This window comes from Limnospira sp. PMC 289.06, from assembly GCF_032350395.1.
In the GTDB taxonomy this organism is placed as follows: domain Bacteria; phylum Cyanobacteriota; class Cyanobacteriia; order Cyanobacteriales; family Microcoleaceae; genus Limnospira; species Limnospira platensis.
This window is the reverse complement of record NZ_JARPLC010000028.1, coordinates 18010-29373: the sequence shown is the minus strand read 5'-3', so window position 1 is coordinate 29373 and position 11364 is coordinate 18010. Positions and strand designations below refer to the sequence as shown.

The following is an 11364-nucleotide window of genomic DNA, read 5'->3' as shown; positions in this document are numbered from 1 at the left end:
ATGGTGATTTTTTAAGCCTAGACCCCCCCTATTCTAAGCTCAACTGGCAATTTCTGCCAACTCCATCCATCTTTCTGTCGCCTGATCAATTTCGATCGCCAAAGACTCAACTTGCTGGTGCAACTCCTGAACCCGACTTACAGAAGTTGATGATGCTTGGTAAAGTTCCGCCTCTAACTGCTGTTTTTTCTCCTCTAACTTAGCGATTTCTTTTTCCAGGTTTTCATACTCTCGCTTTTCCTTAGATGAAAGTTTGCGCCGTCCGTCTTTTCCCCAGGAATAGCGGGGGGATTTTTCCGCTTCTGGTTGGCTGGGGGTAGCCTCAACCTGGATTTGCTGTGATTGTGCTTTAGCGGCTTTTTCGGCTTCTTCGGCTTGTTTATAGTCCAAATAAACCGAATAATTACCGGGATATTGACGGAGGACTCCCTGAGACTCAAAGGCGAAAATCATATCGACGGTGCGATCTAAAAAATAGCGATCGTGAGATACGACAATCGCGCATCCATTAAACTCCTCTAAATACTCTTCTAATACCGAAAGAGTCTGCACATCTAAATCATTAGTCGGTTCATCTAAAATCAGAACATTAGGTGCTTCCATTAATACCCGCAATAGAAACAAACGCCGTTTTTCGCCGCCAGATAGCTTATTTAAGGGAGCATATTGTTGGGCGGGAGGAAATAGAAACCTCTCCAACATTTGGGAAGCCGTAATTTGGGTTCCGTCAGCGGTAGTCACATATTCTGCCACTTCTTTTAAATAATCAATAACTCGCTGATTTTCATTCATCGCCTCCAACAGGTTGTCACAATGTTGGTCAAAATAGCCTATATGAATAGTGCTGCCAATTTCGACACTTCCCGAGTCCGGTTGAACCCGACCCGTAATCAAATCTAAAAGGGTAGATTTTCCGACTCCATTACTGCCAATAATTCCCACGCGGTCTTGGGGGTTAAATGTATAGGTAAAATCCTTAATCAAAGTTTTGTCATCATAGGATTTTGCAATATTCTTTAACTCAATTACTTTCTTACCAATGCGGCGACCAGGGGTAGAAATTTCGACTTTACCGAGGGTAGATTTAAACTCAACATCCTGCATTTCTTCAATGCGTTGAATCCGGGCTTTTTGCTTAGTGCTTCTAGCTTTTGGCCCCCGCTTTAACCATTCTAATTCTCGGCGCAAAACCCCTTTATGTTTATGTTGTTGGCTAACGGCTACATCTTCCATTCCGGCTTTTTTTTCCAGGTAATAGGAATAGTTGCCGGAGTAGGTATATAAATCACCGCGATCGATTTCAATAATGCGGTTGGTGACTTTATCTAAAAAATAGCGATCGTGAGTAATTAAAAATAAAGCACCCCGATAACTATTCAGATAATCCTGTAACCATTCCACAGACATAGCATCGAGATGGTTAGTGGGTTCATCCATTAATAAAACATCGGGTTCTCGTAACAGCGCCGCCGCCAAAGCAATACGTTTGCGATATCCTCCCGAAAGGCTGCCAATTGTGGCATCAAAATCTTCGATTCCCAATTTAGTTAAAATAATTTTAGCCTGAGTTTCCAACTCCCAAGCATTACTAGCATCCATGCGCTGCATAATTTGGGAAAAGCGAGTCATGAGGCTTTCATCATCGGGAAATTTAGCAATTTTTAAGGAAAGTTCCTCATACTCCTGAATCAGATGGAGTTTATCACCACTATCGGCAAAAACCTGTTCTAAAACGGTGTTATTTTCATCAAGTTCGGGTTGTTGAGGCAAATATATAAGTTTAATTTTCGGGTTAACCCAGAGTTGACCGCCATCAATATGTTCGCTACCTACAATCATTTTTAAGAGGGTGGATTTTCCGGAACCATTAGTGCCAATTAAACCCACCTTATCCATAACCCCTAAATTCAGGTTAGCATCCCTAAGAATTTCTTTAGTCCCGAAGTCTTTTTGAACTGATTGTAGAGTTAATATATTCATATTGTAGTTAACGGCTTTACTGGCAAATCTTAATAGTTTAAATAGGGGCGGATGCCCCTACTAGGAAATAACAACTGGGTGACAATGATTAGGATTTGGTTAGATCGCCGACATTGAATAAGAAGGGAACCTTACTTTTAGAATCACCCAAAATCAGGACTTTAGGCATTTGAGAGCCCCCTTGTCGCCAAGCCTCGATCGCCTCTTTTTGCAGTACCAACTCACCACCTTGAGCCTTGAGAGTTTCGGCTAATAAGCGTTGAGCTTCCGCCCGACCCTTAGCGCGGTTAATGTCGGCTTGGGCTTGTTGTTCAGCTTCTTTGGCGACATAGACAGCCCGGCGCGCCCGTTGTTCAGCGATTTGTTTTTCTTCAACGGCGCGAGCAAATTCGGGGGAGAAAGTCAGATCGACAACACTGGTATCTAAAACGATAATGCCATATTTATCTAATCGTGACACCAGAGCCTCGTCAAAATCTGCTTTCAGTTGCTCCCGCTGGGTAATTGCTTCCTCAATGGTACGTTTAGCAGCAGCAATTTTAAAAGATTCCTGGGTTTGAGGGGCAACAATTTTAGATACCACATTTTGGAGAGTACCTTGTTCCCGGCGGATCTGCACGACATTTACCGGGTCGAGGCGGAAGTTAATGGCAAAACTGGCGGAAAGTTGTTGTAGGTCCTTGGTGGAACTTTGGGCAGGAACTTCAAACTTCTGGACGGTGACATCATAAACATCGACTGCAGAAATTAGGGGCGGCTTAAAGTGTAACCCCTCTAGTAGTGCGCCATCCTGGGCTTTTCCCAGAATACTTAACACGGCGGCTTGACCAGGATTAATAATTACAAAAGCATTAAGCCCAATCAGAATAGCCAGTGCGACGATAATTCCCAGAACAATGGCTGGTAAACCCTGTTGGGGTTGTGCGCTTTTCAAAGTTATAACTCCTTAGTTATGAACGACAGTATAGAAGAGGGGAAAGTATCATCTTCTAGTTTAAAGGTTTTGCTGATTACCGACATGATTGACGATCACGTGTAAGTTGTGGTTCTTGCCAATCGTAGGAATAATGGCTGATAGACTGGATTTGGGGAATAGCATTGATAATGTCGCGCATCTGATGTTCTAGGGGGGGGCGGTTTTTAATGGATTTGCCCCAGTCTCCGGCGATCGCTGGGATAATTTTAGTTCCCGGTTGGGCTCGGTTAGCAACAGTTGCCACTTGTTCAACTATACAGCTTGTGGTGCCACAAACTCCATAGGCCATGGGATGCCATTCGATCGCACTAGAGAACCGATCCCAAGGTTGCAACCTGGAATCAAAACCCTGCTCCCCAACGCGGCGGTTAGCCTCCGGGAAAAACACCGCCCCCGCCGGAATGCCGCGCGATTGTACTGGCTGGCTAAACATATTTAAAAAGTCCAGAATCCCCTGTTGGGCGTGAGCGACACTCAACCGCCACAATTGTTGATTAAAGGTATTTCCCAGGCTGGGAATGCCACTGAGAGCCGGTAGGGCCGTTTCATCATGCCACAGGGGTAGTTTTTCCTGTGGCTGTGCTTCCTGTGGCTGTGCTTCCTGTGGCTGTGCTTGCTCAGGATACTTTTGATTGATCTGATTAACATCATTTTCTGTCAAAAAACCCTGGCTAACATAGCGTTGTAGCAGTTCCCGTCCCCGGTCGTTGTTGGCCCGTTGCAGCAAGGCGGACTGGGAAGCATCCCCATAAATCCATAAATCCTTAACTCGGCTGGCTACTGATTGAGGTCCCAAACCTCTGGGATAGCGAACATAGTCAAACAGAACACCACTGGGGCGACGGCGGAGGACGGCATTCAGGAGGGTATTAAAATCTTGTCGTGCGGTGGGATGATAGGGATCAACGAAACCCTGATTGATGTAGCTTTCCCCAAAATCGTTGCTGGCGGTGCCGTCTAAATTAGCGGTAACGGTGGTTTCGCCACTACCATTGACGGCAAGGACTCCGGCGCGATTAGGTAGTAGGGTGTAGGTATAACCAAAGTTGAGCATAAACATCCAGGCGTAAACCTGTAGCCCCCGTTGTCTGCCTTTTTGGATTGTTTGCGCCATGAGGTCTACTTGTTCTAAACCGGGCGATCGCATGACTGAAGGCCAAGGGGTGGGGTTATTGGCGGCGGGAAGTAACACCTGAGCGTCATAAAATACTTCTAGGTAAACTTGGTTATAGCCTTTGTTGATGATGTCATCTAACAGTTTTTCGAGGGCTCCGGGTTGGGCATCACAGCTATATAGTCTTAACCAAATGGCTTGATTTTGGGGGCGGCTTTGCTGACGACAGCGATATACAGCTTGGGCGTGTTGAATCAGGATCTGGTTATATTGCTGTTGGGCATTGCTATCCCCAGATAAGGCAGTTTGGCGCAGGGTTTCTTTTTCGGCGATCGCCTCTGGGGAGAGGCGACAATAGGCTATGGTTTGCGATCGCCCTGGGCTAGTAGCCAACAGGCTTAATAATAGAGCCACTAACATGGGTTTATAGAGACTCAGCAGACGGTGAAAGCAATTTAAGGCGATCGGTGATTTAGCCATAGCACATATACCAAATAAAAGCAACTCTTAATCATTACAGATCAGATTGAGTTGCTTAGGTTAACTCACAAATCAGGTGGGCTGGAGTTAAGCGCCGCGTTTGACAGCCGCCTCTACTTGTTTAAACTCCTGTTCTAGTCTTTGTTTGAGTTTATCAGGAACGGGACGGTTAGGGTAGGAACTGTAATGACCTGCTAGGGCATTTAAGGCCGTCCGCATAGTAGTAAAGGAACTTGAACTAGAAACTGCTGGGTCTCGACGGTAGCGGGAAGCGAAACTATTGATCAGAGTCCGGGCTTCCGCTTGGGCGGCGGGCTTTTCTGGGGCATCTTCGGGTAAGGCGATCGCAGTTCTCAAACTATTCACAACTGCTAAGGTATCCTGGCTATAATTTCCTGTGAGGCCATCGGGTGAGTTACCACAGCCCACCAGGGCAACGGTAACGACCATCAGTAGGGCAACCAGACGAGAAACAAAGTATTTCATAAAAAGACTGTCAAAATAACCTAACTACAATCCTACCTCTAATTGCCAACAGCCACTCACATAGTCTGGTTGTGTTACCTAGAATAGCTATCACACCCTCGGCTTTCTTAGTTTTGTTTCCGGCTATTCGCCCATAGGATAATGTATTTGATGCCAGTGCCACAGAATCAATCCCTATTCACCATTTCCTAACTAAGCTAATGATTAGCCAAGATCTACTGTTCTCCAATTTGCCGTTATATAAGGCAATTGATCGACACCCACTGACGGCTTCTCCTGAAACTCCCTTAATGGGGGTCATCTCCATGATCAGCCCACAGTCAAAAAGTGACTCTGACAGGGAAACTCAGCCACACCGGAAAAGTTGCGTCTTGGCGGTAAAAAAGGGAAAACTGGTGGGTGTAATTACGGAAAGGGATCTCGTCCGCCTGGCTACCCAATATCGCAGCTTTGACCATTTAACCTTAGCGGCGGTGATGACCCGCGATCTAGTCACCCTATCAATAGAACCCCATCAAGACATTTTTACTGCTATTACCCTGATGCGTCAACATCAGATTCGCCATCTTCCGGTTTTGTCGAAAACGGGTGAACTGGTGGGATTAATTTCGACACAAACCCTGCGCGAGTGTTTGCAACCAGGGGATTTGTTCAAATTACGTCAAGTCGCCGAAGCCATGACGCGAGACGTGCTCCATGCTACCCCTAACGCTTCTATTTTACATCTGGCTCAATTGATGGCGGAATATCGGGTTAGTTGTGTGGTCATTGCTGAACCCAAAATCGGGGATAGTTTCCTGTGCCATCCTGTAGGAATAGTCACAGAAAGAGATATTGTCAAGTGTTCAGCCCTGGATCTTAATTTTGATCAGGTGATGGCGGCTGACATTATGAGTAGCCCCCTATGGTGTTTGCACCCCACAGAAAATTTATGGGTAGCCCATGAACAAATGCAGCAACGGGGAGTCCGTCGGTTAGTGGTGTGTGATCAACAACAGCAATTAGTGGGTATTTTGACTCAAACCAGTTTACTGCAAACTCTTAATCCCCTGGAACTTTATAATACCATTGAAGCCCTACAACAGCAGGTTAATAAATTACAAGGTGAACGGCTCAAACAGATGCAGAATGACCACCATCAGACTCACCAACAACTGCAAAAACAGCGAGATTTTACCGAGGCTATCTTAGATACGGTTCCGGCTTTAATTGTGGTTTTAAATACCCAAGGTTACATCGTCAAATTTAATCAAGCCTGTGTTAAAATTACGGGATATTCTTGGCAAGAAGTTCAAGATAGACCCTTTTGGGAGATTTTATTAGTTCCTGAAGAAGTGAACGCGGTCAAAAAGGTGTTTGAGGATTTAAAAGCGGGGAATTTTCCCAGTTATCATGAAAATTACTGGGTGACGAAAACAGGCGATCGCCGTTTAATTGCCTGGTCTAATACAATTTTATGTGATGATGATGGGCAAGTGGAATATATAATCGGTACGGGAGAAGATATCACCGAACGTAAACGGGCAGAAATAGAGTTAGAATCCCAGAAGGAAGCCTATCGCCAATTAGCATCATCCCTGGAAATCAAAGTCGAGTCAAAAACCGCTGAAATTGCCGCAAGTAATCATCAACTAGAACTCGAAATAAATCAAGTAAATCAGATTCAACAACAGCTAATATTTGCTCAACAAAGATTGAATGATTTACTTAATTCAAGTTTGGCAATTATCTATAGTTGTGACCCGAAAACTATGAGGATAACATTCATTAGTAGCAATGTTAAAAATGTCCTAGGATATACCCCAGAAGAATTTCAAGAAAGTGTCGAGTGTTGGGAAGAGAGAATCCATCCCGAAGACCGAGATTTTGCCTGGGCTAAAGTTCGTGATGTTTTTATCAAGGGCACATCTTTTTATGAATATCGTTTTCTTCATGGGGATGGTAGCGATCGCTGGATGCAAGAACATCTAAGGTTAGTATTAGATGCGGCGGGAAAACCCAGAGAAGTGGTGGGCTATGGTTTTGATATTAGCGAACGCAAACAAGCAGAAATAGCAGCAGCGGAACGAGAGGCGATCTTGTCTAGTTTCTATAATAGCACCAGCATGATGATGGGTGTAGTAGAACTCCTAGATGAGGATATTATCCACATTTTTAGTAATAATGCAACGGCTGAATTTTGGGGTGTAAGTCCTGAATGTCTGAAAAATGCCCGGTGTAGTGAAATGGGTGTACCCGCCTCAATTATTGAGTTTTGGTCTCAACATTATCGGGAAAGTCAACAGCTTGGGAAACCGATTAAATTTGAGTATATTCACACCCTAAATGATGGGAAACATCACTTATCGGTTACGATTTCGCCTATCCTCAATTCGGGCTTAGACAAGTTGAGGTTTTGCTACATTGCTGAGGATATTACCCAAGCCAAGCACACCGAATATCAATTATATAAAATCACTCAAGATTTGCTCAACTCTCAAAAAATAGCGGGTATTGGCACTTGGGAATATAATGTAAGTTCGGGTAAAATTACCTGGTCAGAAGAGGTGTTCCTGATTTATGGCATGGAGCCGACCCAAGGGGAACCGACTTTAGGAGAATTACGAGACAAAATGCACCCGGATGATCGCGATCGCCACGCGGAAGATACGGAGCGATCGTTGACTTCGGGAGAACCTTTTTATACAGAATATCGTCTATTTCGTCCCAGTGGAGAAATGCGTTATATTCAAGGCATGGGAGGAGTAGAATTTGATGCCGAAAAGCAACCGTTACGCTTATTTGGCTCAGTAATTGATATCACCGAAAAAAGACAAGCGGAGATGGCGTTAAGTGCTTCCGAGGCTAAATATCGCCGTCTGATTGAACAAATGCCAGCCGCCACCTATACGGCTAATTTAGATGAAAAATTTAGCATACTTTATATTAGTCCTCAAATTCAGCGTTGGCTGGGTATTTCAGCCAGTGAGTGGTTAAAAAATAGTAAGGATTGGCTGGAGTTAGTGCATCCAGAAGATCGCGATCGCGTGTTGGTAGAAATCCGTCAAGGTATCCAAGAAAATCAAGACTTTAGTGTTGAATATCGGATGTTTTCGCGATCAGGAAATGTGGTCTGGGTGCGTGATAACGGCAAAGTCGTTCTCGATGACCAAGGGAACCCCACATTCCTACAGGGAATTATGATTGATATTAGTGATAAAAAAGAGGCAGAAATTGCCCTCCAAGAAAGCGAGGAAAAATTCCGTCAAATTGCTGAAACAGTGCGAGAAGTGTTTTTTATGACATCTTTTGATGGTCAAACAATTCTGTATATTAATCCTGCCTACGAGAAAATTTGGGGGCAAAGTTGCGCCAGTCTCTACGAAAACCCTCAACATTGGATTAATTCTGTACATCCAGAAGATATACAGCGGGTGATAGAAGCATATCAGCGCCAGTTTCAGGATAAGTTGGTTTTTGATGAGGAATACAGAATTATTCGCCCTGATAGTACAATTAGATGGGTAGCAGCGCGGGTTTTTCCAGTTACTGATAAATCAGGTAAAATCTATCGTTTTGCCGGAATTGCTGAAGATATTACCTCCCGAAAACTCATGCTTGAACAACTCCAAAACAGTAAAACATTTATTCAGAAAGTTACTGATTATATACCCAATATTTTGTACATATGCGACCTCATCAAAAAGCGCAATGTTTATATCAACCGCAATATTCAAGATATCCTAGGATACACCTACGAAAAAATCCAAGAAACCGGAGGCACTTTACTCTATGAAATTATCCATCCTGAAGATTTACCCATCATCGAAAAACACTTTCAAGATATGTCCAAAGCACAAGATGGTCAAATATATACCGTAGAATATCGCGTTCAAAAAGCCAATGGAGAATGGCGGTGGTTACTGAGTCGGGATCTCGTTTTTAGTCGCCATTCAGATGGACGGGTTCAAGAAATTTTAGGGACTGCTACAGATTTCACCGATCGCAAACAAACCGAAGAAATATTACACACTACTTATCAGCATCTCAAGCAAAAAAATCGGGAAATGGAAATTGTCAGCAAAATGATTGAATTTCTGCAAGCCTGCGATGCAGTTGAGGAGGGATATGAAGCGATTGCGGAATTTCTCAAACAGCTTTTTCCCGATTTTTCTGGGGCGGTATTGGTAATAGATCCTAATAGCCCGGAATCGGATTTAGAAGTGGTTTCTACATTTGGTGAACTCCCACATCAGGAGATAAAATTTCCTTTCAAAGACTGTTGGGCGTTACGAAGGGGAAAAATTCATGTCGCCAGTGACCAGCAACCGGGTTTATTTTGTAATCATATAAATTCTGAACTGCTACCTAAATATTCTTTATGTATTCCCCTAATTGCCAAAACCAAAATTTGGGGATTATTATACATGATTACTGAATCGTCTTTCGTTAATATGGAGTCTTCCGAACAACTAGGGCGCACTGTGACTGAGCAGTTATCTTTGGCTTTATTCAACTTAAAACTTCAGGAACAATTACGCCTAGAAAGTATCCGAGATCCTTTGACTGGACTCTTTAACCGTCGCTATCTGCAAGAAACCCTCAATCAAGCCTTAGCCAAGGCTAACCGCAAGAATGAACCCTTATCTATTATCATGATAGATATTGACCATTTTAAACGCTTTAATGATACTTTTGGTCATGAAGCTGGGGACTTAGTTTTGCAAGAAATTGCTCATTTCATCCAAACAAATATCAGAAGTTCTGATACGGCTTGCCGTTATGGGGGGGAAGAAATGACGTTAATTTTTCCAGACACTACCCTAGAAATAGCGAGCGATCGCGCCCAGTTTTTATGTGAGGGAATTCGCGGTTTAAAACTGCAACACCAAAGCCGAGATCTCGGCAAAATTACCGCTTCTTTTGGGGTAGCTTGTTTCCCACAACACGCCCAAACTTTAGATGATTTACTCAGACTGGCTGATGATGCTTTATATCTGGCAAAAGACCAAGGACGCGATCGCATAGTGGTTTGGGATTTTCTGTAGTTAAATACCTGAGAATTGAACCCTAGCAACAACTAGAGGGAGAACAACAAGACCCGTCATTATTAATGTTGGTGATGTGGTAATTCTCACCTTTAGTTAGTTTAGGGTCGCGGATGGCATTTTGCCGACAATCAAACTCTTTAGCATCCTTTAGATCAATATTTTGATAGGGGGGAATTGGGATAATATCGTCACTGTAGGGACTCCTAGTATAGATGTTAAAGGTTTGATCACAAACTGCCATAGGTTGACCTCGATAAAGGGTATGACCATCATCATCAACTACTTGTTTCCAAGGTCCCTTATAAATGACTGCTTGATGGCATTCTAAACAAGGACCTTCTTTGCCTTTGTAGGCACAAACTGTTACAGACCGAAATTCAATGCCATCAATTACCTGCCAGGGTTCAGTCTGACGGGTTAAGATTTCGACCCCATAAAATCCGGCATTTTCAAACATTTGTAAAAATTCGTGTTCTTGAAAAGCGCCAGCAATGCAACCACTCCACAATTCGGGGTCGTTGATAATTTTTTGGGTGGGGGGTTCGTCACAAACAATATCAGAAATAACCGCCCTTCCTCCGACTTTTAAGACTCGGTAAATCTCGGCAAATAGTTTTAGTTTATCCTGAGATTTAACTAGGTTCAGAACGCAATTAGACACGACTACATCCACAGTTACATCAGGGATTAAGGGCTGTTCTTGGCGGAGGCGATCGCACATAGCCTCAAACCGGGATACATCTTCTATGGAGGTAATAGGATTATCATTTAACCAGGTTTGCACCATAGCCAAATTTAGCCCCAAATCCTGGATTTTTCCCTTCACAAACTCAGTATTTTTATAGCCCAACTTATCGGCAATTTCATCTTGATACTTACGGGAAAGCGCCAGCATATCATCATTAAAATCAACCCCAATTACTCGCCCATCTTTGCCGACTTTTTGGGCGATAATATAGCAATTTTTGCCAGCCCCAGACCCCAAATCTACCACCAATTCCCCAGAATTAATATATTGGGTGGGGTCGCCACAGCCATAGTCTTTCTCAATAATTTCTGATGGTAAAATCTCCAGATAATTACCATTATATGATGTCGGACAACACAGGGAAGGCTGAACATCTTTCGCCCCGGCTTTATAGCGTTCTAAAACTTCATTTTCTATATCATAATTAACAGCAGTATTTGCAGATTTAGCTGGAGTCATGATTTAAGCATCCTTAGGTTGATGATATGGATCTATACACAGATAGGCTGTAATTAATGCCATAGCTTGATTATACTAGATCCGGTTAATT

Annotated in this window: 6 protein-coding genes; 1 reads left to right on the top strand and 5 read right to left on the bottom strand. The window is 43.4% G+C overall.

Going from position 1 to position 11364, the window contains the following annotated elements; translation table 11 throughout:
* Positions 1-39: 39 nt before the first annotated feature.
* The 4 genes from P5674_RS08670 to psb27 all read right to left on the bottom strand — a co-directional run bounded on the left by P5674_RS08670 (position 40) and on the right by psb27 (position 5036).
* Positions 40-1980: an ABC-F family ATP-binding cassette domain-containing protein gene (locus tag P5674_RS08670; RefSeq protein ID WP_062945803.1), complete on the bottom strand. Its 1941-nt coding sequence runs from the start codon at positions 1978-1980 to the stop codon at positions 40-42.
* 88 nt (positions 1981-2068) lie between these two features.
* On the bottom strand, positions 2069-2914 hold the full coding sequence (locus tag P5674_RS08665; RefSeq protein ID WP_006619320.1) for a prohibitin family protein: 846 nt from the start codon (positions 2912-2914) through the stop codon (positions 2069-2071).
* Between the two features lie 76 nt (positions 2915-2990).
* Positions 2991-4550 (bottom strand): family 10 glycosylhydrolase, encoded by a 1560-nt coding sequence (locus P5674_RS08660; protein ID WP_035737827.1) that lies wholly within the window; start codon positions 4548-4550, stop codon positions 2991-2993.
* A gap of 87 nt (positions 4551-4637) precedes the next feature.
* Entirely contained in the window at positions 4638-5036 is a 399-nt protein-coding gene (gene psb27, locus P5674_RS08655; protein WP_006619318.1) for a photosystem II protein Psb27, read from the bottom strand.
* Positions 5037-5236: 200 nt separating this feature from the next.
* Here psb27 and P5674_RS08650 point away from each other — a divergent pair, with 200 nt between their 5' ends.
* Entirely contained in the window at positions 5237-10063 is a 4827-nt protein-coding gene (locus P5674_RS08650) for a PAS domain-containing protein (protein WP_014275779.1), read from the top strand.
* Positions 10064-10085: 22 nt separating this feature from the next.
* Here P5674_RS08650 and P5674_RS08645 read toward each other — a convergent pair whose 3' ends face one another.
* On the bottom strand, positions 10086-11273 hold the full coding sequence (locus P5674_RS08645) for a methyltransferase domain-containing protein (protein ID WP_006619316.1): 1188 nt from the start codon (positions 11271-11273) through the stop codon (positions 10086-10088).
* Positions 11274-11364 lie beyond the last annotated feature (91 nt).